A 25,118-nucleotide genomic window follows, 5' to 3' on the forward strand; every position below is an offset into this window, starting at 1 on the left:
CGTGCGGGCCCGGACCGGGTCACGGGACCGGGATCACACGGGGCCCGGGCGCCTGGGCCGGGTCACGGGACCCGGTCGGCCCGGACGGGAGGCGACGACCGGGTCGGGCGGGGTGTCCGTCGGGTCATGCTTCGGCGGGCTCCGCCTCCGGAGTCACCGGCGGATTCAGATACTCCTCGCTGATCTCCCTCGGGCCGAAGGGCCACACCTTCTCCAGGCGCGCCCAGACGACGAAGGCGATCAGGCCGAGGGCGAGCCAGGCCAGTGACCACTCGATGGGGTGGCGGCCGGGTGAGTTCTTGTCCGCGTATCCGTAGATGGTGAGCCAGCCGGCGAGGGCGAGGAAGCTCGGCAGAGGGTAGAGCCACATCCGGTACGGACGGCGCAGCCCCGGCTGCCGTCGGCGCAGCACCGACAGCGCGACGACCTGGGCCAGCGCCTGGACGATCACCATGACGGTGGTCAGCAGCTGGATGAGGGTGGCGAGGTCGGTGTGGCGGCCGATCAGGAACCCGATCGCCGTGATGACGCCCATGGTGGCCAGACCGAGGGTCGGGAAGCGGTGCTTGGGGTGCAGTCTGGCGTAGGGGCGGAAGAACACGTGCTCGCGTGCGGCGTCGTAGGGGACCCGCGAGCCGCCGAGCAGCCCGGTGAAGACCGACGCGAACGCGGTGATCAGGATGAGGACGGTGACGGTGTCGGCGGCGCCCCTGCCCCAGGTCTCCTCCATGACCGCCGAGGCCACCGAGGTGGAGGCGATGTCGCCGGGGTCGGTCATCCGCTTCCAGTCGACGACGCCGAGCGTGCCGATCTGGAGCAGCAGGTAGATCGCCATGATGCCGAGGATCGAGTAGATGATGGAGCGCGGCAGGGTGCGGCCCGGGTCCTTGATCTCGGCGCCCATGTACGCGGTGGTGTTGTAGCCGAGGTAGTCGTAGATGCCGATGGTCAGACCCGCGGCGAAGCCGACCCAGAAGTGCCCCGTGGACAGCGCGAACGCGTGTGCCGGGTAGGTGAAGGCGCGGGCGGCGCTGAAGTCGGTGGCGGCGGCGACGATCACGAGGGCGACCGAGGTGATCATCACCGCCCACATGACGGCGGTGATGCGCGCGATGTGCTCGATCCCCCGCCACAGCAGCAGGACGACGAGGGCGACCATGCCGAGTCCGACGAGGTCTCCGGTGGTCCTGCTCATGTCGGGGGCGAGATAGCCGAGGTACTGGACGAAGCCGACCACGCCGGTGGACATGATCAGCGGGATGAAGAGCATCGCCGTCCACACGAACAGGAAGGGCATCAGGCGGCCGGTGCGGTACTGGAACGCCTGGCGGAGATAGACGTAACTGCCGCCGGAACCGGGCATGGCGGCGCCGAGTTCGGCCCAGACGAGCCCGTCGGCGAGCGCCAGCAGGGCGCCGGCGGCGAAGCCCATGACGGCCTGTGGGCCGCCGAACGCGGCGACCATGAGCGGGATCGTCACGAACGGCCCGATGCCGCACATCTGGCTCATGTTGATGGCGGTGGCCTGGAACGGGCCGACACGGCGGACGAAGCCGTCGGCGGCTGGCGGAGTACGGGACACGGATCCTCCTCGGGACGAGACGCGCGCAGAAGTACGAGGTGCCCTCGGCTCGCCCGGCGAGGCCGACTGGGCGATAAAGTTAAGGAGCCTTACTAAGCGCGTCAAGGGGGTGTCGTGAATGAGTGAGACGGGTGCGGTGCCCGCCGGCGACAACGCGGAGCGGCCCGAACAGCCTTGGAATCACCGCCGGTTGCGCAGTACGAACGAGCGGATGCTGCTCGACCGGCTGCGATCCGGGGGCGCCGCCTCGCGCGCCCAGCTCGCCCGCGAGACAGGGCTGTCCAAGCCGACGGTCTCCAGTGCTCTCGCCGCCCTGGAGGAGGCGGGACTCGTCCGCGAGGCCGGCACACTGGCGCCCGGACGCGGCCGGGTCGCCGTCCTGTACGCCCCCGACCCCGCCGCCGGGTACGCGCTCGGCATCGACATCGGCCGCGGCTGGCTGCGCGTGGCGGTGGCCGACCTCGACGGCACGGTGGTCGCGCGCGCCGACGTGCGCAACCGGGCACGGACCTCCGGGGCCATGGCCGACCTGGTGGTCGCCACCGCCCGTCAGGTCGTCGCCGACTCCGGCGTCGGGGCGCACGAGGTGGCCCACGCGGTGGTGGGTACTCCGGGCGTGTACGACGAGCGGCGGCGCCGGGTGCGGTACGCGATGCACCTGCCCGGCTGGGGGCGGGCCGGTCTGTTCGACCGGATGCGCGAGGAACTGGGCGTCCCGCTGGAAGTCCACAACGACGCGAACCTCGCGGCCCTCGGCGAGTACACGTACGGGGTCGGCGCCGGCAGCAGGCTGTTCGCGTACATCATGATCGGCACCGGTCTCGGCATGGGTGTCGTCCGGGAGGGACGGCTGTTCACGGGGGCGCACGGCGGGGCCGGGGAGATCGGCTTCCTTCCCTGGCCCGGCCGGCACACGCCCGGAACCCTGGAGGACGCGGTGTCGGGCGAGGCGGTCGTGGAGGCCGCCCGGCACTTCGGCATGACCGGACGGCTGACCGCGAAGGCCGTGTTCGACGCGGCGCGGGAGGGGCTGGGCCCGGCGGTGGAGGCGGTCCGCGTCGAGGGAGAGCGGATCGCGTACACGGTGGCGGCCGCGACGGCGGTGCTCGATCCCGATCTGGTCGTCCTGGGCGGCGGGGTGGGACACAGCGTCGACCTGCTGCTGCGGCCGGTCCGCGAGACCCTGCGCACCCTGACCCCGCTGCGTCCGAGGATCGCGCCCGGGCGGCTCGGCGAGGACGCGGTCCTGCTCGGCGCGGTGGCGACCGCTCTGGGGACGGCGCGCGACGTGGTGTTCGAGCGCCGGTCGGCCCCGTGAACCGGGCGGGTCCGGTCGGCCGGGACGGCGGGCGGGGCGGACCCGGTCACGGGCCCGCCCCTCGTCCTGGTCCGGCTCAGCTCACGTTGAGCGCGGTGTCGTCGAGGACGAACGACGTCTGGAGCGTGGAGCCCTCGACGCCGGTGAACTTGATGGTGACCGTCTGCCCGGCGTAGGTGGAGCCCAGGCTGAACGAGCGCTGCGTGTACCCGGACGCCGCGTTCAGGTTCGAGTACGTGGCCAGGGTGGCCAGCACGGTTCCGCTGCTGTTGACCACCTGGGCCTTGAGGGTGTCGTACGCCGTGGTCGTGCTCGTCTCGGCCGTGTCCACGTGCAGATAGAAGCTGAGGGTGGCCGAGCAGCCCGAGGGGATGGTCACGGCCTGCGAGAGGGTGTCGGTGTTCGCCGAGCCGTAGCCGTTGAGCCAGGCCTTGTACGAACCGGTGCGGGCCGCCTCGCTGGAGCTGGTGGTGATGACACCGCTGGTGGCGGTCCAGGACGTCGCCCCGGACTCGAAGCCCGGGTTGGCGAGGAGCTGGGCGGCCGTGCAGGTGCCGGTGCCACCGCCGCCGCCACCGCTGCTGGTCGTGCCGGCGAGCCAGTCGGTGGCGTTGAGGGCGAGCGCGGCATCGGTGGCGCCGGTGTCGTTCCAGCCGTCGTACAGCGTGTTGCCGGACTGACCGGTACCGTCGTCGATCGGTGAACTGTCGCCCCAGAAGGCGACCTTGCCGCTGCCGAAGGTGCTGGTCACGAAGAAGGCGCCGGTGTTCCCGGAGTAACCGGTGCGGTAGACCAGGCCCTTGACGGCGGAGTTGTCGGCCGGCTTGAGCGTGGCCGTGGTGCCGTCGGCGATCAGGCTCTTGGTGACGGTGCCGAACGAGCCGTGCAGGACCGCGTTGGTGCTGTCGCTGATGGCGGTCGGGTAGTCGGAGCCGACGTCCAGGGTGTCGATGGAGAAGCCGAACGGGTCGGTGCTGTCGACGCTGTTGTTCGTCATCAGGTCGTTCAGGATCTCGACCGCGTCGTAGCCGTCGCTGTTGCGGTCGGCGCCGGTGTGGTCGGAGATCATGAAGAGCCCGCCGCCGTTCTTGACGAACGTCATGATGGCGGTCTTCTCGGCCGTGGTGAACAGCGTGTTGGGCTCGGGCAGCACCAACTCGTCGAAGTTCGCCAGGTCGGTCGCGGCGCTGCCGCCGTAGGTGAGGCTGGAGCCCGAAGGCAGCGTCTTCAGGCTGTAGTTGCCGGTCTTCTGAAGGGCCACACCCCACGAGGACAGGGCGCCCGTCCAGGAGGTCTCCGAGGTCGGGCTGGAGTTCTGGCCGAGCGGGTCGGGCTGGCTGGTGGAGATGATCCAGTCGGCGTTGCCCGCGGTCTCCGCGTGGCCGTTGTCGAACAGCACCCGGTGGGTGGTGGCCGCGTGGGCGGGCGTGGCGTCCGCGGAGACGTGCAGGGCGGCTGCCGTGATCAGCAGCCCGAGACCGGCGAGTGCGGTGGTGAGTCTGTGGCGGAATCCTCTTGAACCGAGCATCCGTCAAACCTCCGTGAAAGGTGGGGAGATAGGGGGTTCGAGCGCCAACTCTGCGCGCGTAGACCGAACATGGGGGGATCTACACGCGTTGAACGATTGAAAGGTACATGGCATTCAGGCTGGGAACCATCAAGCGCGGGCAATAACCGGAAGGGACTGCACCAGGCTCCAGCGGGCAGATTGCAGTACAGCGAGGGACCGACCGGGAGGGGCGGAGATGGAGATCTCTGGCGTCATCAGTGCCATCGTCATCGGCATCGTCATCGGTGTACTGGGCCGGCTCGCCGTGCCGGGACGCCAGCGCATCGGCATCCTGTGGACGATCGTGGTCGGCATCGTGGCCGCGTTCATCGGGTCCGGGATCGCCGCCGCGTTCGGCGTCGCCGACACCAAGGGCGTCGACTGGATCGAATGGCTCATCCAGATCGGCCTGGCCGCGCTGGGCGTCGCGGCACTGGACCGGTCGCGGGGGCGCCGCTGAGCGCACGCCACCGAACCGGCGGGGCCGAGCAGACGGCCCCGCCGCAGCCCCGCCCTAGAATGCGGCCATGATCGACGACTGGTTCGAGGCCGACGAGGGCGAGCTGAGCCCCCCGCACACCGTCCTGGTGGACATCGTCCGCGACTCCGCCCGTACATGGCCCGAGTGCCCGCCCGCCGCCACCGCGGTGCTCGTCTTTCCCCCCGACGAGGACGAGGACGAGGAGGAACGCCCCCCGCGCGACGCCTATGACGCCGCGTGGGACGAGGCGTTCGCCGCCGGGCAGGCGGTGCTCACTCTGATCACGGAGCTCAGGCATCGGGACCAGAAGCTGGTCGTCATGACGCTGGGCGCGACCGTCGCCGGCGACCGCCTCTTCTGTAGCGAGCGGAACAGCAGCACGTACCACCCCGAGGCGACCACGGTCATCGAGCCGCTGGAGGCGACCGGATCACCCGAGGAACTGGGCAGGATCGCCGCGGACTGGTTCGAGGAGATCGTCAGCCGTTCCATGGTCGAGCTCGACCGCAAGCCCTGGCCCCGCTCCTTCGTCGCCAAAGGCACCCCCCTGCCTCCCGGCCACCGCTGGGTACGGAACCCCTGACGCCGCGGGCGGCGCCTCTCGGAGTGGAGAAGGGGCCGCCCGCGACGGGGGGAGGGACGGGTTCGTGGCGACGGCTACGCGTCCCGACGACCGACCCTCCCCGTGGTCACTCGTCCTCCAGCCCCATCGCGAATCCCTCGGCCAGAGCCTCCGCTTCGGCCGTGGACTCCGCCTGGGCCTCGGCCTGAGCTTCGGCCCCTGCTTCCGCCTCGGCCTCGCCGTCGCCGATACCGCTCTGCGCCATCTGCTGGAGCCAGAGCCGGCCGCCCTCGCGCATCTTGGCCCCCGATGCCTCGAACTGCTCCAGTTCATGGCTCAACTGGCAACGGGTGCACACGCTCACCTCTTCACCGTCGCGGGCCCCCACCGCCTCGGTGTACTGGAGGTCCTCCTTCTTCGAGCCGTTCGCCGCGGCAACCATGTCGCAGTGGTCCTCGGCGCAGAAGTCCCCCGGGCCCCTCCGGCCGGCCTTGTAGGCCGCCCAGTAGATCATCCGCTTCTTCTCGTCCCAGGCGACGGTGATCGTGGCGAACCTGTTGAGCTGGTTCTTGCTCAACTCGCCCTCGTCGACCAGCTCCTGAAGCCGTGCGTACACCGCCGAGCGGATCTGCCGCGACGCGTCGAGATAGTCCTGCGTCTCCAGGTTCTGATTCTCCATGGCGATGGCGCCGCTCACGGTGTTCTTGCCTGTGATGGCGACGATGTGCTTGTTCGCGCCCCATCCGGCTGCCGCTGCCAGCGCCGCCGCGGCGGCGGAATTGAGGTAGCTGGGCTTCAGTTTCGGGTTGTAGCCGGAGCAGTTGTGCGCGTTGCAGAGGTCGCCGAAGCCCTGGTCGTTCGCGAGCTTCTGCGAGATGGGCTTGCCGCCCTTGAGCGGCTTGTTCATCGTCGGGTCGGCCCACCAGTTGTCCATACCGGTGGGGTCGTAGCCGGCCAGTGGATTGTCGGAGGCGTAGGCGTAGCCGCCGAGTTCCTGCGGGCTGGTGGCTTCGAAGACGGGGTCGACGCTGATGAAGGCACCGAGGGCGGGGTCGTACTTGCGGGCCCCGATGTCGGTGTACCCCGTGGTCGCGTCCTGCGGCTTGCCCAGGTACGAGCGGGTGGGGTCGGGCCACGTAGTGGTGTTGGCGCTGGAGCGCAGCTGTCCGTAGGGGGTGTACTGCCTGCGGGCGACCTGCTGGGTGGTGGCGTCCATGGCCAGGGTCGTCGTCCCGTGGGCGTCGCCGAACAGGTACTTCAGTCCGCCCCCGGTGAGGCTGGAGCGGACGGCGACCGCGGCGCCGCCGCCGCCGTGGTTGTAGGTGCGGACGGCGCCGAGGAGGACGTTGGGGGTGACACCGGTGTTGACGACGATCTCGGTGTCACCGGCGAACAGGGTGGTCTGGGCCGGGTCGCGCCGGATGAGCTGGTTGCCGTCGGCGTCGTACAGGTACTTGGTCGTCGTGGGGCTCGACCCGGTGGTGTCGACCTCGGCGAGGTGGTGTTCGTCGTCCCAGGTCAGGGTCTGCCCCGGGCCGGAGGACGGGGTACGGGTGTGGAGGTTGCCGTCCTCGTCGTAGCCGAAGCCGGTCGGGTTGGTTCCCCCGGTGGTCGCCGTCAGGGTGTGGGGCTGGGCACCGGTCGCGTTGCAGCCCGCGGTGCAACCGTGGGTGTAGGAGGTGGTCGACGTGGTGCCGGTGGTACCGATCGCGTGGTCGGTGCTCTGGCGGCGGTTGCCGATGGCGTCGTAGCTGAAGCTCTGCCAGTACGAGCCGGGTGTGGTGGTGAGGGTGCCGGTGGTGGGCGGGTTGGCGGCGCACTTGTCGTTGGCGGTCCAGGCGTCGGTGAGCCGGTCCAGTGCGTCGTAGCCGTAGCACTGCTGGTCGGTGACGGTGTTGCCGGTCTCCGACTGGTGATCGGTGGTGGACGTGGGGTTGCCGGCGTCGTCGTAGGTGTACGAGGTGTCGTCGACGGCGGGACCGGGCGCCTGGGTCCGTTCGATGAGGCGGTCGGTCTCCCGGCGCGTCTGGTCGTCGTAGGAATAGGTCGCCCAGGCCGGGTTGGTGGAGGGACCGAACGTCAGCCGCGAGGGTTCGCCGTAGTTGGTGTACACGGAGGCGTCGACATAGGTGCCGATGCTGCTGCTGGTCCTCGTCGGGTTGCCCAGCGCGTCACGGGCGTAGGTGATGGTCTCGTTGTTCAGCCCCTGCGCGCGGGGGTCGATCTGGGTCTTCGGCAGCTGGTCGTTCGTGGTGTACGTGTACGAGGTGGTGTACGACGTCGGCAGCGGCGCCTCCGCGTCCGGCAGGCTGATCGTGGTGCCGGTGGGCTTGCCGAGGGTGGTGTAGCCCGTGGTGGCCACCGTGTAGCCGCCGGTCACGCCCTGCACGAACCGGGTGGACGAGGTCGGCAGGCCGATCCGCAGGGTGTCGTAGGCCCAGGACGCGAACTGGAAGTTGGACCTCGACTTGTCGCTGCCGGTGAGTTTGCGGCCCAGGAGGTCGTAGGTGTAGTCGAGTTCGGCCTTCTTGGCGTCGGTGGTGGAGGTCAGGTTGCCGGCGTCGTCGTACCCGTAGCTGCTGTTGCCCGCGTCCGGATCGCTCTGGGACTTCTTGCGTCCGAGCAGGTCGTAGTCGAACGTCCACACCGTCCGGTCCGCAGCGGTGACCTGGTGCAGCTGGTCCGCCGCCGTGTAGGTGTACGTGGTCGGCGTGGTGGTGCCGCCGGTGGCGGTGAACCCGTCCGCCGCGTTGCCGGAGAGGCTGGGTGCGGCGGTGTACTGGTCGAGCTCGGTGGTCTGACCACGGGCGTCGACGACCGTGGTGGTGGCGACACCGCCCTTGGGCGGCACGACGGTTGTCCTGTCACCGGCGTAGGCGGAGGTCGTGGTCCACGTCTTGGCGCCGTCGTGCTCCTCGGTGACCAGGCCGACCCGCCCCAGGCCGTCGTGGTCGGTGACAGTGGTGTCGGGCATGGTCACCTGGGAGACGCTCACCAGGCTGCCGGCGGGGCTGCCCGCGACGTTGTAGGCGTTGTCGGTCGCGACCGTCCAGCCGTGCGAGTCGTACTGGGTGTCCGAGACCGCGATCGTGCCGTTCTCCGCGGTGGTCTGCGTCTGGAGGGAGCGCAGCATGGCGTCGTACAGCGTCTCGCTGGTCTTGCGACTGCCGTTGTCCAGGAGGGTGTTGGTGGCGACGACCGAGGGAGCCGTCTGGGACAGGTCGTAGGTGTAGGTCATGTTGGCCGGCGCGCTGTTGGCCTTGCTCTCATTGGGCAGCCACACGGCCGTCAGGCGGCCGAGCGCGTCGTAGGTGAGCGAGGTCAGCAGGCCGCCCGCGTCGGTCTTGGCGGTGGGCAGGGCACGGGCCGCGTCCAGGGTGCTGCCGGCTCGCTGGCAGTCCTTGGACGACACGGTGACCGTCGAGCAGTCCACGCCGGGAGTCACCTGGGTGACGGTTGTGCTGCCGACGGGCAGGGCGCCTTCGGCCGGGCTGTAGGACATGAAGACGGACTGGGCCAGGCTCTTGCCGTCGGGCGAGGTCGAGTTGGGTGTGCGGGTGGTCTTCGTGACCCGGCCGTAGGAGTCGTAGCCGGTGCGGGTCTCGTCCACGAACGCGGTCGCGGTCGCCGCGGTGGCGGCGGACGCCTTCTGGACCAGGGTGACGTCTCCGGTACTGGGAAGCGCCGGACTCTGCTGACCGTCACCGTCGTAGGCGAAGGCATGGCCGTCGTAGGAGGAACGGACGTCGGAGATCAACGTACCGCCGGGCGCCGCCCCCGCGGAGGAGCAGTCCTGAGCGGTGGCGATGACCTCGGCCGTCACCACCAGGCTGTCCACTGCGCCGGAGAGGTAACGCGTATGGACGCACTTGGCGATGTTGCCGCTGTCGGCGGTCTCGCCCCGGTCGTCGACCTGTACGGGCATGCCGGTGGTGGGCTTGCCCAGGGCGGTGTTGTAGAAGGTGTCGGTCTCGGTCCTGCGCCAGCCGTAGGAGACCGCCTGGCGGGACAGCGTCCTGGCGGTGCGCACCATGTGCGCCGTCAGGTCCGGCAGACCGCTCCTCGACCGTGAGGCCGTGGGTCCGATGATCGTCGGCACGGTCACGACGGCCGTGTCGACGCTCCCCGTGGCGTCGGTGTAGGCGTCGGTCTCGAAGACCTGCCCGGCGAGGGCGTTGTCGTCCGCCACGCTGACGGTGTCGTCCTGGCTGCTCAGCGACGGCACCGAGCGGGTCTTCCCGCCGGGCAGCGTGTCGCCGTTCATGCCCAGGAAGTAGTGGGTCTTCGTCAGCGTCTTCTGGTCGTGGACCTTGACGCCGTCGGTGTAGTGGAAGACGTTCGGGTCACCGGTGGTGACGTCCACCTCCGGGTAGCCCCGGAACTGGCCCCAGGTGCGGTTCTTGGCCTTGACCAGCTCGTTGTCGTCGTAGTGCCAGCCCGGGTTCCCCTTGTAGGCGTAGTCCGTCTCCAGCTCGGGCTGGGTGCCGTCCTGATAGGAGTTGTGCGGGTCGATGGTGACGACCGACGCGACCTTGTACTTGTAGAACCAGTCCATCCACGGCGCCGGTTCACCCGTCGGCGTCCAGTACACCGGGAAGCAGGACAGGGTGTTGGTGGAGGCGAAGGTCTGGGCGGCCGCGTCGGTGGGGTCGTTGGGGTCGCCGGCCGGGGCGCTGGAGCAGTTCGGCCGGTCGTAGGTGACGGTCGTCTGGGCGCCGGTCTCGCTGGTGACCGTCTGGATGCGGTCGTGGTACATCAGCGGCATCTGCGGGATCGTGCCGACCCGGTTGGGCAGTTGCAGCGGCGGGTCGAAGCTCAGCGCGGGCGTCGAGGTGCTGCCCGACGCGCCGCCCAGGGTGTCCAGGCCGGTGCGCTTGATGGAGTCCAGCCACAGCGTGGGGGCGTGGTCGCCGCCGTCGGGGAAGGACTGTGTGAGGGTGTACTTGTCGACCTGCTGGGTCGCTCCGCCCACCTGGATCTGGGTGGTGATCGAGGTCAGGCGCTTGCGGGACCAGAAGCTCGGAGCATGGTTGGTGCAGCTGGAGTCCTTGGCGCAGTTCAGGTCGACGGGCACGTCCGGCCAGGAGGCGGCGTTGGCGGGCGTGAACTGGCTGTCGGCGCAGGTGTTGCCCGTCGGGGTACCCGGTATGCAGCGCTCGGCGGTGTCGAAGACGATCTGCTCAGGGGCGGTACCCGAGTAGACCGTCGACGCGGTCATGCCGTAGTCGATCCGGGCCAGGGTGCCGCCACGGGTGTAGGCGACCGCGGTGTCCTTCATGTCCGCGCCGTAGTAGCCGGTCTCCGGCGTGTAGTACCAGGCCGTGGCGTTGCCGTGCAGGTCCACCGCGTAGTCCAGGTTGAACCGGTACCCGAGCCTGCACGACGTCGACGCGAAGTCCGTGCTGTCCGGGCAGGCCGACACCCCGCTGTGCGCGTGGTGGACCGGAACCGTCGAGGCGGACTGCGTCTCGTCCTTGCCACTGGACCAGCCCGGCAGGCGGTTCAGACCGAAGAAGTACTGCACACCCCCCGCGGTGACCTTGAAGTACTCCCCGTTCGCCGTACCGTTCGTGGCCCCGGTCAAGTCCTCGATCCTGGTGGACGACGTGTCGTCCGCGGGACGGAAGGTCTTCGTGGCGTCGTCGTAGACGATCTGCGTGGACGTGCCGTTCAGCGACAGGGTCAGGAGCTGTCCTGCCCAGCACTCGTCGCCGTCGTTCTTCGGCGCGCCGGAGGAGGAGTCGTCGTTGCACGACTTGTAGGTGCGCTCGACGTAGTTCTCCGTCGAGCTCCAGCCGTCGCCCAGCCACGAGGACTGGTTGTTCGTCCCCTCGGTCCGCGCGTCCTCGCCGGCGGAGCTGTAGGAGAGGTCGACGTTCGGGGCCGCGCCGCCGATCGCGGCCGGCACGGTGATCGGGTAGCTGTAGGCGAACGAGCCCGTGTTCCCCGAGGTCGACCAGGAGCCGCCGGGCGACAGGCTCGTCGCCGCGTAGTCACCGGACGAACCTGAGGCAGCCGAGGCCGCAGCCATGACGACCACCGCACCCGACGCGGCCGTTGCCGAACGAGCGGAGGCACTGGTGCCGGACTCCGCGGTGGCGGCGGCCGGCACGGTCACCTGGCCGGACAGAGGCGTGCCGGAGGTCGTGCGCACCGGAGTCTGTACCTGACAGGACGTCAATTGGGGCTCGGTCAGCGCACATGCGGGCAGCTGGACCAGATGGAGACGCGAGCCGAAGTCGCCGCCGAAGGCGTAGCGGAACGACGAGTCGTCCACCCGCAGCGCGACCTTGCCGCTACCACCGGGGCCGGTTCGCTGGAGCGTGAAGAGCATCCCGTGGACCCCGGCCGCCCGTGCGGCCTTCTGGTCCAGCACCCGCACCCGGACTCGCTGCGACCGGGTGGCAGCGGCCGGTCGGGGCCGCGATCCCGCCGCGGCACCCAGCAGGACCGGAGTGTTCCCGGCCCGCGTCCGCGGTGCCCTGGCGCTCGGGCTCGCGGAGGCTGCCGCGGCGGGCAGGGTCACCACACCGCTGCCCGGCGCGGGGAGCTTCGTACGCCCGGTGGGGTCGAAGTGCTTGAACGGCTTCGGGGAGGAGGCGCGCCTGGGTGTGGCGTGAGTGAAGGGGATCCGCTTGTCGTGCGGGGCGGCCGGAGCCGGCACGTGTCGCTCCGACGCGGAGACCGCGTCGGCCACCCCTGAAGGCAGCAGGCCCGCCACCACCAGCGCGCCGGCCACCGCGAGGGCCGTACGACGAACACCCCAAGCGCGTAAGTCCGCGCGACCCCGTCTCCGCCCCGCTGTCCGCACCATGGTGAGCGACCCCCTCTGATCCAAGGAGCACACAAGTCACCGTCGTGAGAGGCGACTTGAGCGCACGTCAAAGCGGAGGCACACGTCGACCAAGATCCCCCCGCAGGACCTCACGCTAGGGCCTACGGCCGACCACACAGGCAAAAGAAATCTCAATCACAAGGAAAGAATTCCAAGCTCGAATAAAAAAGGGCCATAAGAGCCAGAATCGAACACGAGCGACCCCGGCCCCCCTCAAGGGCGGCGACCCCTCAAGGCCGGTGCCCTCTCAAGGCCGATGCCCTCGGAGGTCGGCCGGTCCTTGATCCGCGAGGCCGCGCTGTGCCGTTCGAGTTCGGGTGCCGCCCGTTCGGGCCCTGAGCACTGCGGTCACCCGGCCCCCGTGGTCGTCGACGGGGCCGACGGGGCCGACGGGGTCATCCTTCGTAGACGTACGGCGTCGTCGTGGTCAGCGGCTGGAAGCCCAGGCGGGCAAGGATGGGGCGGCTCTGGCTGGAGGCATCGACCTGGACGTAGCGGTAGCCGCGCTCGGCGGCGACGCGGGCGCGGTGGGCGACGAGGGCGCGGTAGATGCCCCGGCCCCGCCATGCCTCGATCGTGCCTCCGCCCCACAGCCCGGCGAAGCGGGCCCCCGGCAGGAGTTCCATGCGGGCCGCGCTCACGGGGACCTCACCGGCGAGCGCCACGACGGCCACGACCGCGTTCGGGTCGCCGGTGAGCTGGGCGAGCAGTTGGTGACGCAGCCGCGTGCTGTCACGGCCGAAGGCCTGCTCGTGGACCTCGGCGACCAGGGCGACGCCCGCGCGGTCGGTGACGGGGACGATCCGCACGCCCTCCGGCGGTTCGACGTCGAGGGCCAGACCGCTCAGTTCCGCGACCATCACCGTCTCCTCGGGCTCGGCGGTGAAGCCCGCCGCCCGCAGCCGCTGCCCCAGGTCCTCCGGCCGGTCGTGCCCGTACAGCTTCCACTCGAAGCCGCCCCCGAGCCCGGAGTAGAAGCTCACCTGTTCGGCGATCGCCGCGTCGGCGCCCGCCGCGTCGAGGTCGGACCAGAGCACCCCGCTCCACCCCTTGTCCGCGCCGACCAGGCGCACCACCTTGCCGACGCGCTCGACCCGGGCGCCGGGCGCGTCGGGCCGCGCGCCCTCCCGCATGTCCCGGTCGAACAGCGCCAGTACCGCTTCGTGATCCATGGGGTCACTCCAGCACCCCGGGACGAACGGGGCAACGGGAATATGGGCCCTCCGGGCATCCGCAGGGACCCTCGTGCCCGGCCCTCCCCCGCTCCGCCCGGACACGAGGGTGCCCGGGCGGACCCTTGCGTGGGCCCCGCCCGGACACCGGCGCGCACCGCTCCCGTCAGCCGGTCGCGGTCAGCTCCCGCTGCGGTGCGGGGTCGGGGGACGTGGTCCTGACCCGGCGCAGGCCGGTCAGGCTGACGAAGACCAGGGAGAAGACTCCCGCGAGGGCGAAGGCGGTGAAGCCCGCCGTGGTCGAGCCGGTGGCGAGGAGCTGCCCGCCCAGCCAGGGGCCGAAGACCGCGCCGAAGCGCCCCATGCCCGAGGTCCAGCCGACCGCGGTGGCGCGGTTGTCGTCCTCGGAGCGGTGCGCCACCGTCGCGTAGATCATCGCCTGCGCGCTGAAGAGGAACAGACCGGTCAGGAACACGACGGTGTACGTGAGGGGCAGCGGCATCCTGACGCTGAGGGAGTAGATGCCGACGGCGGTGGCGCCGAACCAGATCGCCGAGATCACCGAACCGCCGAACCTGTCGGTGAGCCGTCCCCCGATCAGCATGCCGGCGATGCCGCCGAGGTTGATGACGATGACGAAGCCGATCGAGGAACCGAGGTCGTAACCGTTGGCCTTCATGAGCGAGGGCAGCCACTGCGAGACGCCGTAGACGAGGAGGAGACCGCCGAAGGACGCGATCCAGAAGAGCAGGGTCTGGGCCCAACGGCCGCCGCGGAAGAGGGCGTTGAGAGCGCCGAAGCGGTCGGCCACGGCCTGGCGCTCCTCGGCGCGGGCGGCCAGGTCGACGCCGTAGCGGTCGGCGAGCGCGCGGGCCTCCTCGGTGCGGCCCCAGGCCCGGAGGAAGGCCATCGACTCGGGCAGGAACGCGGCCGCCAGCGGGACCCCGATGAACAGCGGTATCACGCAGATCCAGAAGGAGAGCCGCCAGTCGCCCGTCCCGAGCGCGACGAATCCGGCGACGATCCCGCCGGCCTGGTGAGCGGTCATCAGGGAGCCGACGATCAGGGCGCGGTGGCCCCGGGGGGCGTACTCGGTGACCATGGTGATCGCGCTCGGCAGCAGACCGCCGAGGCCGAGCCCGGCCAGGAAGCGGCCGAGGCTGAAGACGCCCAGGCTCCCGGCGGAGGCGCAGACGGCGGACGCCAGCGAGAACACGGCGGTCGACGCGATGATCGTCTTCTTGCGGCCGACCCAGTCGCTGACGGTGCCGGAGCACAGGGCGCCGATCAGCATGCCGAAGGTGGCGTAGGAGCCGACGTCGCCGGCCTTGCCGGGGTCGATGCCGAGCGCCTTCGTCTCCAGCATGTGCGGCAGCACGGAACCGTAGATGAACATGTCGAGGCCGTCGAAGAGGACGACCAGCCAGCAGAGGCCGACGACCAGCGCGGCCAGTCTGCCGCCGCGAGCGGGCAGGGCGAGGGAGGAGGACATCGTTGTTTCCTCTCGTCCAGAGGTGGGGGCCCTGGATGCGGTTCGGGGGTGCGGATCGGCGCGGCGCGTGCGGCCGACCCCGTGGTGCGACAGACGCTAAGGAGTGGACCTCCGGAGTGTCAACGTTTTTGTCAACAATCTCGGACGGGTGGCGTTCCGTGGGTGTGGAAGGACTCGATGGTCTTCAGCCCCCAGGCCTGGCCCTTCTTCCGCTCCTCCTCGGTCCAGGTGATCAGCGGCCAGTCGGGGGCGAGGACGAGCCGGGTGAGCGGGTTGCACAACTCGACACGGTTGCCGCCGGGTTCGTACACGTAGAGGAAGAACGTCTGCTGGATGGCGTGCTTGTGCGGGCCCGTCTCGATGAACACCCCGGTGTCGAGGGCGAGATCGGCGGCGCGCAGGATGTCCTCGCGGGTGTCCGTGGCGAACGCGATGTGGTGCAGGCGTCCGCTCGAACCCGTCCAGTCCTCGGTGTAGACGACGTCGTACGACTTGCTGCTGAAGGTCAGCCACTGGGCCGCGATCCGCCCGCTGTCGAGCCGGATCTGCTCGGTCGGGCGGGCCCCGAGCGCGTCGCGGACGAAGTCCCCGTTCGCGGCGACGTCCGAGGCGAGGTAGTTCACGTGGTCCAGGCGCCGTACGCCGACCCCGTGGCCGGGTTTGGCCTGCGGCTGGTTCTTCAGCCCGGGCTTCAGGTGGTCCGGCGCCTCGTACCACTCGCTCTCCCAGTACAGGGCGAGTTCATGGCCGTCGGGATCGGTGGTGACGTACAGCGGGCCGATGCCGGGTTCGTCGCTCACCCAGCGCCCCTCGCGGCCGGCGCCCTCGATCTCCTTGACCCGGCGGTGGAGCGCCTCCTCGCTGGAGGCGCGCAGGGCGGTGCGCCGGATGCCCGAGGTCGTGTGGGCGGTGAGGGTCAGACTGTGGTGTTCGTAGTCGTCCCAGGTCCGCAGGTGGACGGAGTCTCCGGAGCGGCCGTTCTCGGTCAGGCCGAGGTACTCCGTGAAGAACCGGACGCTGGCGTCCAGGTCGGGGGTGAGCAGTTCGACGTGCCCGAGGTGGGCGATGTCGCCGAGCGGCGGGGCCATGGGGCCTCCTCAGGGTTGGTGTGCGGCTCCGGCCGGCCGGGGGAAGACCGTGCCGTCGAAGATCTTGCGTGCGGTGCGGACGACGGCGGTGCGCCGGGCCACGGGGGTCTCGTCCCCGGGGCCGAACTCGACTCCCGCTTCGATGTCGAGGAATCCGGTGGGGTGTTCGATACGCAGCCGGTCGCCCCGTCCCGGCAGCCGCGCCGGCACCTGTCCGACACCCCCCTCCACCCGCAGCCCGGCGGCCACGCTCGCCGCGCCGAGGACGCCGATGGAGGTGTGGCAGCGCACCGGGATGAAGGTGCGGGTCGTGACGGCTCCGCCGTGGCGGGGCGGGGCGAGCAGGGTCAGTTTGGGCACGGTGGCGTTCTCGACGTCCCCGAGCCCCATCAGCCGGCCCGCCTCCAGGTGGATCACGCGGAGACGGTCCGCCAGGGTCTGGTCCGCTTCCAGGTCCTCCGGGTTCTCGTATCCGGTGACGCCCAGCGAGGACGCGGCGATCAGTACGGTCGGCATCCCGTTGTCCACGCAGGTCACGGGGATTCCGTCGACGAGGTCCCGGGCCTGCCCCGTCGGCAGCAACGGAGCACTTCCGCGCGGGAATTCGACGACCACGGGCGCCGCGGTCCCGGGCACCCCGGAGATCTCGGCATCGCCCTCGTAGACGACCCGCCCGCCTTCGGTGGGGAAGGTCGCGAGCGCGAGGTCACCCGAGTTGACCATGCGGATGCGGACCGACGTGACCCCCTCCCCCGGCGCGACCAGTCCGCGTTCGACGGCGAACGGGCCGACCCCGGCGAGGAGGTTCCCGCAGTTCTGACGGTCCGACACCTCGGCCTTGTCGAGCGCGACTTGGAGGAACAGGTAGTCGACGTCGGCTGCGGGGTCGGTGGAGGCGGAGACCACGGCCACCTTGCTGGTCAGCGGATGCCCGCCGCCCAGGCCGTCGATCTGGCGCGGGTCGGGGCTGCCCATGACCCTCAGCAGCAGCCCGTCCCGTTCTTGGGCGTCGACGGGCAGGTCACCGGCGAGGAAGTAGGCGCCCTTCGAGGTGCCGCCACGCAGGAGCATGCAGCGCACCCCCGCGGATCCGGTCACGGCGCGGCTCCGCCTCCGAAGCGGAGCCCGCTCATGACGCGGCTCCGTCCCGGAAGCGGGGCCCGCTCACGGCGCGGCTCCCGGCTCCACCCGGGGAAACGGCCCCGCTCACGGCGCGGCTCCGTCCCGTACGTGGTCCTCGTACGCCGTGTAGGTCACGCCCAGGCGTGCCAGCGTCTCGCGCAACCCGTAGCGGTCCAGGCCGAGTTCGCCGTCGAGGAAGGCGGCGCGGGCCAGCGCCTCCTTGCGCTCGCGGGCCGCGGAGGCCTCGGCGACCTCGCGGGCCTTCTCGCGCGGCACGCACACCACGCCGTCGTCGTCGGCGAGGATCACGTCGCCGGGCCGGACGATCTGGCCGCCGACGGACACCGGTACGTTCACCGAGCCGCCGGTCGCCTTCACGGTGCCCTGCGGGCTGACGGCGGCGGACCAGGCGGGAAAGCCCATCGCGCGCAGTTCGGCGGTGTCCCGGATGCCCGCGTTGATGACCAGTCCGCGCACGCCGCGCCGGCGCAGCGCGGTGGCGAACAGCTCCCCGAACATGCCGTCGGTGGAGGGCGAGGTGGTGGTGACGACCAGGAGGTCGCCCTCGCCGCACTGTTCGACGGCGGCGTGGATCATGAGGTTGTCGCCGGGCCAGGACAGCACGGTGACCGCGGTGCCCGCGGCGCGGACGCCCTGCTGGATCGGGCGCAGACCGGTTCCGAGCAGGCCCGTGCGGCCCATCGCCTCGTGCACCGTGGCGGTGCCGTACGCGGCGATCGCCTCGACGTCCTTCGCGTCCGCCCTCGGCGGGCCGGTGACGATCACGCCGCTCATGCCAGCTCCCTCGCGATCTGCGGGAAGGGGCGCATGAACGCCTCGGCCATGGTCCCGTGCGCCAGGCCCAGGTTGGGGCCGGCGTTGCGCTTGAGCTGGACGCCGCGGCGGACGGCGAGGTCGGTGTAGTAGTCCCACAGGTGCCGCTGGGCGCCGAGGCATTCCATCGCCTCGCGCTTGGTCGCCCACACGTCGGTGATGTCCAGGAGGACCTCGGGCCTGAAGCCGCTCATCTCGGGCTGGTGGGGTTCGAAGTAGAAGACGGGCGGGGCGCCGATGATCTCGCCCTCGCCGGGGTAGCCGATGGCCTGGGCGAGGACGCGGGCCTCCAGGGCCATCCGGCTGGCGGCGGGGTGGTCGCCGTTGTACGGGTCCTCGGTGGGGTGGGTGAGCACAACGTCGGGCTGGGTCTCGCGGTACAGCGTCACCAACTGGTCGGTGAGTTCGGCGGTGGCGGTCAGCGGGTAGTCGCCCGCGTCGAAGAAGCGGACGGCGGCGCCGAGGGTGGCGGCGGCCTTCTCGGCCTCCGCACGGCGTATCGCCTTGATCTCGTCCAGCTTCCTGCCCTCGCGCCAGGCCTTCGCGGACTCGCCGCGTTCACCGAAGGTCAGGCACGCGATCGTGACCCTCTCCCCCCGGGAGGCGGCCAGGGCGATGGCTCCCCCGGCCCGCCACACGAAGTCTCCGGCGTGCGCGGTGACGACCAGCGTCGACCTGGGCGGGCGCCCCCCGGGCGGGGCGGGGGGCTCGGGGGCGGGGGCGTGGCCGTGCGTCATCGCGGCAATCTCCTTGGTGGACAGGTGGGCGCCCGCCTCGGCCGTCCGCCGTGTCGCGCGTCGCCGCGCGGTACGTCAGTCGCGCAGCGCTTCGATCACGCTGCCGAGGTGGGCGCGGACGGCCGCTTCGGCCGCCTGCGGGTCCCTGGCCCCGATCGCCTCGATCATGGCCAGGTGTTCACTCAGGGACTGCTGGGCACGGCCCGGACGCAAGGCCAACTGGAAGCGGTGGCGCACCAGTTGGGCGTTGAGCCGTTCCAGGAGCTCCAAGGCCGTGCGCTGGCCGGAGAACTCCCTGATCCGGGCGTGGACTTCGTGGTTGAGCTCGGAGTAGGTGACCGGTTCGCCGTCGGCGACCGCCTTGACCATGGCGTCGCCCAGGCCGGCCAGCTCGGCGAGCTGGTCGTCGGTGGCCAGGACGGCCGCCTTGGCGGCGCAGAGCCCTTCGAGCGCCATGCGGCACTCGGTGATGGCGACCGCTTCCTCCACGGTCACCACCCGGACGCGTGATCCGCGGTTGCGGATCCGCTCGACCAGTCCCTCCGATTCCAGCTCGATCAGCGCCGCCCGCGCGCTGGCCCGGGTGACCCCGAACTGCTCGGCGAGTTCGTTCTCCACCAGCCGCTGGGCCGGTGCCATCTCTCCGCGCAGAATCGCCTGCCGCAGCTGCACCAACGCGTGCTGCTTGGCCTGCTCGCCGGTGCCTGGACGGGCTTCCTTCTGCATTGCGCCCTCCCTGAGTGAGTGCCTGTCGAACGTAAATCTAGACCAACAAGATTGTCAACAATTTTGTTCGTCATGTTGCCGACCGTGGTGTGCGCGGAACCCGCGGGTCCGGTGACCTGGCCCGACGGGAGTCGCCGGACAGGCCCTACCGCCACCCGCCGCACACCGCTTGTGGCGCGCCGGGGACGGCCCCACCATGAACCTCGTCCGTCACAGCCCGACTCAGCCTCGGCCGAAGGGACTTACCGCATGCGCGCCTCGCTCCGCACCGGTTCGGCGGGATTCGCCGCCCTGTGTCTGACCCTCGTCGCCGCCCCAGCCCACGCGACTCCGCCGGGCCCCGGGGTCAGCGGCAAGGTCCTCGCGCAGACCACCGTCGACGGGACGGACTACACCTTGAGGGAGATCACCATCCCTCCCGGCCAGGCGACCGGCTGGCACTACCACGACGGCCCGCTCTACGGGTACGTCAAGCAGGGCACCCTCAGCCACTACGACTCCACGTGCGCGCGGGACGGCCTCTACCGCAGGGGCGACTCCCTCACCGAGCCGCCCGGTCCCGGCAACGTCCACATCGGGCGCAACCTCGGCAGCAAGCCGCTGGTCCTCGACGTCCTCTACGTACTGCCGCACGGCTCGCCCTTCTCCGAGGACGCCCCGAACCCCGGCTGCGCCTTCCAGTAGGCCCCAGCGGGTTCGGGGGAGCACCTGCCCGACCGGCACCGGATGGAGTGAGACCGGTCCGGGGTGACAACGACCCCGCCCTGGTCGGGGCGGGGCCGTCGTCGGCCGCGGGCGTCGGCGGCCGTCGGCAGCGGCGGGCGCCGTCAGCCGCGCGGCCGTACGCGGTCACCCGACCCGCGGCTCGCGCGGCGGGGCCGCGGTCACCGGACCCGCGGCTCCTGCACCGGGGCCGGTGCCAGACCCGCGGGGCGGGTGGTGAAGACGCCCCGGCCCTGGGTCCGGCTGCGCAACCGGGTCGCGTAGCCGAAGAGTTCGGCCAGCGGCACGGTGGCGGTGACCACCGACGTGCCCACCCGGGCGAGCGAGCCCGAGACCCGGCCGCGCCGGGCCGCGAGGTCCCCGAGCACCCCGCCCACGGCCTCCTCCGGAACCGTGACGGTGACCTCGGCCACGGGTTCCAGCAGGACCATGGCACTGGCGCGCAGCGCCTCACGCAGCCCGAACCGGCCGGCCGCGCGGAACGCCGTCTCCGAGGAGTCCTTCACATGGGTCGCCCCGTCGGTCAGGGTGACGCGCAGCCCGGTCACCGGGTGACCGCCGAGGGGACCCTCGGCGAGCGCGTCCCGGCAGCCCGCCTCCACGGCACGGACGTACTCCTGCGGCACCCGGCCGCCGACGACCGCCGACCTGAAGACGAAGCCCGTCGCCGCGCCCCCGGCACCGTCCGGGTCCGTCCCCAGCGGTTCCACGTCGAGGACGACATGGGCGAACTGCCCCGCGCCGCCGTCCTGTTTGACATGCCGGTACACCAGACCGGACACCCCGCGGGCCACCGTCTCCCGGTAGGACACCCTCGGCCGCCCGACGGTGACGTCGAGGCCGTGCGCGCGCCGTACCTTCTCCACCGCCACCTCCAGATGCAGTTCTCCCATGCCAGACAGCACTGTCTGCCCGGTCTCCGGGTCGGTGCGGACGACGAGCGAGGGGTCCTCCTCGGCCAGCCGTGCCAGCGCCGAGGCCAGCCGGTCGGTCTCGGTGCTCCTGCGCGCCTCGACCGCCACGGACACCACCGGATCGGCGACGAGGGGCGGTTCGAGGAGCAGCGGCGCCGCGGGGGCGCACAGGGTCGCCCCGGCCCGGGCGGACTTCGGCCCGATCACGGCGACGATGTCCCCGGCCACCGCGCGCTCCAGCTCCGTGTGCCGGTCGGCCCGCACGCGCAGGATGCGCGCGACCCGCTCGGTGCGTCCCGTGCCGGTGTCCAGCACCGTCTGTCCCTTCTCCACCGTGCCCGCGTAGACACGCAGATACGTCATCCGTCCGGTCGCGGTGGCGTTCACCTTGAACACCAGCGCCGCGAACGGCGCTTGGGGGTCCGCGGCCCGTTCCTGCTCCGTGCCGTCGTGCGTGCCGCGGACGGCGGGCACGTCGAGCGGCGAGGGCAGGTAGGCCACCATCGCGTCGAGCAGCGGTTCGACACCGCGGTTGCGGTAGGCCGATCCGCACAGCACGACCACGCCCTCACCGGTGAGGGTGAGGTCGCGGAGCGCCGCCGCGAGGGTCCGGGCCGAGAGGGTGGAGCGTTCGCAGAACTCCTCCAGGGCCGCCGGATGGAGTTCGGCGACCGCCTCCTCCAGGAGCCGGCGCCGTCGCCCCGCCTCCTCCAGCAGGTCCTGCGGCACCGGGATCTCCTCGGCGGACTCGGCGCCGTCGGCCCACACGAGCGCGCGCATCCGCAGCAGGTCGACGACGCCGGTGAAGGTGTCCTCGGTGCCGATCGGCAACTGGACGACCAGGGGCGCCGGATGCAGCCTGTCGCGGATCGAGTCGACGGCGGCGTCCAGGTCGGCGCCCGCGCGGTCCAGCTTGTTCACGAAGGCGATCCGGGGGACGCCGTGCCGGTCGGCCCGCCGCCACACCGACTCGCTCTGCGGCTCCACGCCGGCCACGGCGTCGAACACCGCGACGGCGCCGTCGAGGACGCGGAGCGAGCGCTCCACCTCGTCGGAGAAGTCGACGTGGCCCGGGGTGTCGAGCAGGTTGATCCGGTGGCCGGCCCAGGCGCAGGTGACGGCCGCGGCGAAGATGGTGATGCCGCGGTCGCGCTCCTGCGGGTCGAAGTCGGTGACGGTGGTGCCGTCATGGACCTCGCCGCGTTTGTGGACGGTGCCGGTGAGATAGAGGATCCGTTCGGTCACGGTGGTCTTCCCGGCGTCCACGTGGGCGAGGATGCCCAGGTTGCGGACGGCGGCGAGGGGGTCGGTGACAGTGCCGGTGGGGTGGAGGTGAAGGTCGGTACGCACGGCCGAGGGCCTTTCGGACGATCCGGAGACGGGTCGGCGCGATTCCCGGACGACACACCTGTGATCAGGCGGTGGCGGACCTCCGCCGGGCACGGCGTTCGGCGACCGGGTGTGCGGTCGCCGCCGTACGGGCGGGGGTCAGAGGGTCGTCGCGGGTGTCCGGTTCCGGCCGCGCAGCCGGTACCGGGCCCGGGAGGACACCAGGATCACCTCGTACTGTGACGGGGGGACGACGACAGCGGTGCGGTAGCGCACGGCCTGCTCCCCTCGTTCGTCACGGCACACACGCGCTCGGAGCGGCGGTGTGTGATTCCGTGGCGAGTCTAGGGAACCCGACGCGCGCTCGGCACCGGATTTTCCGGGGCGGTCCGGCGACCCCTCGACCGCGCCGCGGCGGGTCGGTCACGCCCGCGATACGTTCGCCCTGTCACCGCCCGTCTGGGCAACCGCAGTTATCCGACGTCAGGATGGTCATGCGCGAGGAAGCGATCGTCGAGGCAGCCGCCGGAGTTCATCTGGTGCACGGCAGCAACACGAACTGGGTGGTGCTGTCCGAGGGCGACTCCGTCACCCTGATCGACACGGGATATCCCGGCGACCGCGAGCAGTTGCTGGCGTCGCTGAAGACCCTCGGCCACGCGCCCGAGGCCGTGACCGCCGTGCTCGTCACCCACGCGCACAGCGACCACCTCGGCTCGGCCGAGTTCCTGAACCACACGTACGGAACGCCCGTCCAGCTGCACGAGGCCGAAGTGCCCCACGCGCGCCGCGAGTTCCTCCACCAGGTGAGCATCGGGCAGGTGATGCGGCAGGCGTGGCGCCCGGGCGTGCTGCCCTGGGCCGTGCACGCCATCCGGTCGGGCGGCACGGCGGACGTGACCATGACGAAGCCCGAGGCCTTTCCGCACGCGGGCCCGCTCGATCTGCCCGGCCGGCCCGTCCCGGTGCACACACCCGGCCACACGCCGGGCCACTGCGTGTACCACCTGCCGGAGGCCGGGGTGCTCATCTCCGGTGACGCCCTGGTGAGCGGTCACCCCACCTCCCGGATACGGGGCCCGCAGCTGCTGCCGAAGATGTTCGACACCGAGCGCGCCGGCGCCCTGGCCTCGCTCGAACGCATCGAGGCCCTCGACGCCGATGTGCTGCTGCCCGGACACGGTCCCCTGCACCGCGCGCCGGTGGGCGAGGCGGCTCGGCGCGCCAGGGAGCTGGCGGGCTGACCGCGGCCGTGCCGGGGGTGACCGTCTCGCCGGTCACCCCCGGCGAGCGCCGGGCCGCTCGCCCCCGGCGCCGCCGAACCGCTCGCCCCCGGCACAGCCGAACCGATCACCCTCGATCGCCGCCGGGCCGGGCGCCCGCTTGACGCAGGGGACAAGCGGGCGCAGAGTTGTACATATACGTCGTAAACATACGTCGTCATCCGCTTCGTCCGGGAGCGCCGCCCCGGCGTACCGGCGCCGCACCCCCCGTGCCGGCGCGGCGCTCCCCTCGCCGACCGTCGCCCGCGCACACGAAGGAGCCGGGCCCATGAGTGCCCCCTCGACCATTCTCGTCACGGGCGGCGCAGGATTCATCGGAAGTCACGCCTGTGTCGAACTCCTCGACCACGGTTACGAGTTGATCGTGGTCGACGACTACTCCAACAGCAGTCCACAGGTCTTCGCCCGCGTGGAACGCATCGCGGGCCGTTTCCTCGGCACCATCTACGAGCTGGACATCCGTGATCGGCGCGCACTGTCGGCGGTCTTCGACCGCCACTCCGTTGACGCCGTCGTGCACTTTGCCGCGCACAAGGCCGTCGGCACGTCGACACGCATGCCCATCGACTACTACGACACGAACGTCGGCGGAACGACCGCGCTGCTGAACACCATGCACGAGCACGACGTGCACCAGCTCGTCTTCTCCTCGTCCTGTTCCGTGTACGGCGATGCCGGCCACGGACCGCTCGACGAGTCCACCCCGACCCGGCCCACGAATCCGTACGCCGCCTCCAAGCTGATCTGCGAGCAGATCCTCGCCGACGTCTGCCGCCGTCGCCCCGAGTACACCGTGCTGTGCCTGCGGTACTTCAACCCCGCGGGCGCCCATCCCAGCGGGCTCCTGGGCGAGGACCCCAGCGGTTCCCCGGACAACCTGCTGCCGAACCTGGCCCAGGTGGCCGTCGGGCGGCGGGAGCGCCTGCGCGTCTTCGGCGACGACTACCCGACGGCGGACGGCACCGCGATCCGCGACTATCTGCACGTCATGGACACCGTCGAGGCCCATCGTGTCGCGCTCGACCACCTCGCGGACGGGACCGGTATGCACGTCTACAACCTCGGTATCGGCAAGGGGAGTTCGGTCCTCGACGTGGTGTCCGCCTTCTCCGCGGCCTGCGGTAGTCCCGTGCCCTACTCGATGGTGCCGCGCCGGCCCGGCGATGTCGCCGAGCTCGTCGCGGACGCCTCCGCCGTCGCCCGTGCCTGGGGCTGGCACCCGTCACGGGACCTCGCCGACATGTGCCGGGACGCGTGGCGGTTCCAGGAGCTCAACCCGTACGGCTACGCCGGATCCGCCCGTCGCCCGTCCGACAAGGACTGACGTCCGACGAGGACCGGCTCCCCGACCTGCGCCGAACTCCGGCACCG

Annotated in this window: 17 protein-coding genes; 6 read left to right on the forward strand and 11 right to left on the reverse strand. The window is 71.2% G+C overall.

The genetic code is table 11. The features are described from left to right. Window positions 1-124: 124 nt before the first annotated feature. Window positions 125-1,582 carry an APC family permease gene (locus WJM95_RS01550; RefSeq protein WP_339127620.1) on the reverse strand — a complete coding sequence of 486 codons (1,458 nt, stop codon included), beginning with the start codon at window positions 1,580-1,582 and terminating at the stop codon, window positions 125-127. A gap of 118 nt (window positions 1,583-1,700) precedes the next feature. On the opposite strand from WJM95_RS01550, the gene WJM95_RS01555 reads away from it, so the two are divergent. Next, entirely contained in the window at window positions 1,701-2,900 is a 1,200-nt protein-coding gene (locus tag WJM95_RS01555; RefSeq protein ID WP_339127621.1) for an ROK family transcriptional regulator, read from the forward strand. Between the two features lie 76 nt (window positions 2,901-2,976). On the opposite strand, the gene WJM95_RS01560 is transcribed toward WJM95_RS01555, so the two are convergent. After that, complete coding sequence (locus tag WJM95_RS01560; protein WP_339127622.1) at window positions 2,977-4,428, reverse strand: hydrolase; 1,452 nt, start codon at window positions 4,426-4,428, stop codon at window positions 2,977-2,979. A 217-nt stretch (window positions 4,429-4,645) separates the two neighbouring features. On the opposite strand from WJM95_RS01560, the gene WJM95_RS01565 reads away from it, so the two are divergent. Beyond that, the gene (locus WJM95_RS01565) at window positions 4,646-4,909 is read left to right on the forward strand and encodes a GlsB/YeaQ/YmgE family stress response membrane protein (RefSeq protein WP_339127623.1); all 264 of its coding nucleotides are present in this window, start codon (window positions 4,646-4,648) and stop codon (window positions 4,907-4,909) included. Window positions 4,910-4,976: 67 nt separating this feature from the next. Continuing rightward, window positions 4,977-5,513: a hypothetical protein gene (locus tag WJM95_RS01570; protein ID WP_339127624.1), complete on the forward strand. Its 537-nt coding sequence runs from the start codon at window positions 4,977-4,979 to the stop codon at window positions 5,511-5,513. 106 nt (window positions 5,514-5,619) lie between these two features. On the opposite strand, the gene WJM95_RS01575 is transcribed toward WJM95_RS01570, so the two are convergent. From WJM95_RS01575 to WJM95_RS01610, 8 genes are all read right to left on the reverse strand, one after another. After that, window positions 5,620-12,231: an RHS repeat-associated core domain-containing protein gene (locus WJM95_RS01575; protein WP_339127625.1), complete on the reverse strand. Its 6,612-nt coding sequence runs from the start codon at window positions 12,229-12,231 to the stop codon at window positions 5,620-5,622. Between the two features lie 491 nt (window positions 12,232-12,722). Next, window positions 12,723-13,499 carry a GNAT family N-acetyltransferase gene (locus WJM95_RS01580; protein ID WP_339127626.1) on the reverse strand — a complete coding sequence of 259 codons (777 nt, stop codon included), beginning with the start codon at window positions 13,497-13,499 and terminating at the stop codon, window positions 12,723-12,725. Window positions 13,500-13,665: 166 nt separating this feature from the next. After that, the gene (locus tag WJM95_RS01585) at window positions 13,666-14,991 is read right to left on the reverse strand and encodes an MFS transporter (RefSeq protein ID WP_339127627.1); all 1,326 of its coding nucleotides are present in this window, start codon (window positions 14,989-14,991) and stop codon (window positions 13,666-13,668) included. A 131-nt stretch (window positions 14,992-15,122) separates the two neighbouring features. After that, window positions 15,123-16,079: a catechol 2,3-dioxygenase gene (locus tag WJM95_RS01590; protein ID WP_339127628.1), complete on the reverse strand. Its 957-nt coding sequence runs from the start codon at window positions 16,077-16,079 to the stop codon at window positions 15,123-15,125. Between the two features lie 9 nt (window positions 16,080-16,088). After that, window positions 16,089-17,177 (reverse strand): 4-oxalomesaconate tautomerase, encoded by a 1,089-nt coding sequence (locus WJM95_RS01595; RefSeq protein ID WP_339127629.1) that lies wholly within the window; start codon window positions 17,175-17,177, stop codon window positions 16,089-16,091. 108 nt (window positions 17,178-17,285) lie between these two features. Then, complete coding sequence (locus WJM95_RS01600) at window positions 17,286-17,996, reverse strand: 4-carboxy-4-hydroxy-2-oxoadipate aldolase/oxaloacetate decarboxylase (RefSeq protein ID WP_339127630.1); 711 nt, start codon at window positions 17,994-17,996, stop codon at window positions 17,286-17,288. Then, on the reverse strand, window positions 17,993-18,772 hold the full coding sequence (locus WJM95_RS01605; RefSeq protein WP_339127631.1) for a PIG-L deacetylase family protein: 780 nt from the start codon (window positions 18,770-18,772) through the stop codon (window positions 17,993-17,995). The genes WJM95_RS01600 and WJM95_RS01605 overlap by 4 nt, the downstream gene beginning before the upstream one ends. Before the next feature lie 75 nt (window positions 18,773-18,847). Then, window positions 18,848-19,498 carry a GntR family transcriptional regulator gene (locus WJM95_RS01610; protein WP_339127632.1) on the reverse strand — a complete coding sequence of 217 codons (651 nt, stop codon included), beginning with the start codon at window positions 19,496-19,498 and terminating at the stop codon, window positions 18,848-18,850. A 249-nt stretch (window positions 19,499-19,747) separates the two neighbouring features. Between WJM95_RS01610 and WJM95_RS01615 the strand changes: the two genes are divergently transcribed. Continuing rightward, on the forward strand, window positions 19,748-20,182 hold the full coding sequence (locus WJM95_RS01615) for a cupin domain-containing protein (RefSeq protein ID WP_339127633.1): 435 nt from the start codon (window positions 19,748-19,750) through the stop codon (window positions 20,180-20,182). 200 nt (window positions 20,183-20,382) lie between these two features. Here the strand turns inward: WJM95_RS01615 and fusA are convergent, their stop codons facing one another. Next, a complete protein-coding gene (gene fusA, locus WJM95_RS01620) occupies window positions 20,383-22,485 on the reverse strand; it encodes an elongation factor G (RefSeq protein WP_339127634.1) in 2,103 nt (700 codons plus the stop codon). 473 nt (window positions 22,486-22,958) lie between these two features. On the opposite strand from fusA, the gene WJM95_RS01625 reads away from it, so the two are divergent. Together WJM95_RS01625 and galE are read left to right on the forward strand one after the other, a co-directional pair. After that, window positions 22,959-23,708, forward strand: coding sequence for an MBL fold metallo-hydrolase (locus tag WJM95_RS01625; RefSeq protein WP_339127635.1), 750 nt, complete (start codon window positions 22,959-22,961; stop codon window positions 23,706-23,708). A gap of 307 nt (window positions 23,709-24,015) precedes the next feature. Next, window positions 24,016-25,071 carry a UDP-glucose 4-epimerase GalE gene (galE, locus tag WJM95_RS01630; protein WP_339127636.1) on the forward strand — a complete coding sequence of 352 codons (1,056 nt, stop codon included), beginning with the start codon at window positions 24,016-24,018 and terminating at the stop codon, window positions 25,069-25,071. Window positions 25,072-25,118 lie beyond the last annotated feature (47 nt).

The sequence above is a fragment of the Streptomyces sp. f51 genome, from assembly GCF_037940415.1.
Lineage (GTDB): Bacteria > Actinomycetota > Actinomycetes > Streptomycetales > Streptomycetaceae > Streptomyces.